Consider the following 1,160-nt stretch of genomic DNA (forward strand, 5'->3'; position numbering starts at 1 on the left):
TAGTGAACCGGATTTGCCTAATTCACCTGCCTACATCCTTAAACCGGGACAACCGTCGCCCGGCCAGCCTAGCCTTCTCCGTCCCCCCATCGCAATTATCACCAGTACGGGAATATTAACCCGTTTCCCATCGACTACGCATTTCTGCCTCGCCTTAGGGGTCGACTCACCCTGCCCCGATTAACGTTGGACAGGAACCCTTGGTCTTCCGGCGTGCGGGTTTTTCACCCGCATTATCGTTACTTATGTCAGCATTCGCACTTCTGATACCTCCAGCATACCTCACAGTACACCTTCACAGGCTTACAGAACGCTCCCCTACCCAACAATATTTACATATCGCTGCCGCAGCTTCGGTGCATAGTTTAGCCCCGTTACATCTTCCGCGCAGGCCGACTCGACCAGTGAGCTATTACGCTTTCTTTAAATGATGGCTGCTTCTAAGCCAACATCCTGGCTGTCTGAGCCTTCCCACTTCGTTTCCCACTTAACTATGACTTTGGGACCTTAGCTGGCGGTCTGGGTTGTTTCCCTCTTCACGACGAACGTTAGCACCCGCCGTGTGTCTCCCGTGATAACATTCTTCGGTATTCGTAGTTTGCATCGAGTTGGTAAGTCGGGATGACCCCCTAGTCGAAACAGTGCTCTACCCCCGAAGATGAGTTCACGAGGCGCTACCTAAATAGCTTTCGGGGAGAACCAGCTATCTCCCGGTTTGATTGGCCTTTCACCCCCAGCCACAAGTCATCCGCTAATTTTTCAACATTAGTCGGTTCGGTCCTCCAGTTAGTGTTACCCAACCTTCAACCTGCCCATGGCTAGATCACCGGGTTTCGGGTCTATACCCTGCAACTCATTCGCCCAGTTAAGACTCGGTTTCCCTACGGCTCCCCTATACGGTTAACCTTGCTACAGAATATAAGTCGCTGACCCATTATACAAAAGGTACGCAGTCACCCTGATAAATCAAGGCTCCCACTGCTTGTACGTACACGGTTTCAGGTTCTATTTCACTCCCCTCGCCGGGGTTCTTTTCGCCTTTCCCTCACGGTACTGGTTCACTATCGGTCAATCAGGAGTATTTAGCCTTGGAGGATGGTCCCCCCATATTCAGACAGGATAACACGTGTCCCGCCCTACTCGTCGAGTTCACAACACTA

1 rRNA gene is annotated in these 1,160 nt (G+C 51.6%); it reads right to left on the reverse strand.

Features of this window, described 5'->3' with window-relative positions:
- Nucleotides 1-1,160 (reverse strand): 23S ribosomal RNA (locus tag ACPEH5_RS22655); the annotation flags it as partial.

It is taken from the genome of Providencia sp. NPDC089933 (assembly GCF_049545585.1).
Lineage (GTDB): Bacteria > Pseudomonadota > Gammaproteobacteria > Enterobacterales > Enterobacteriaceae > Providencia > Providencia huashanensis.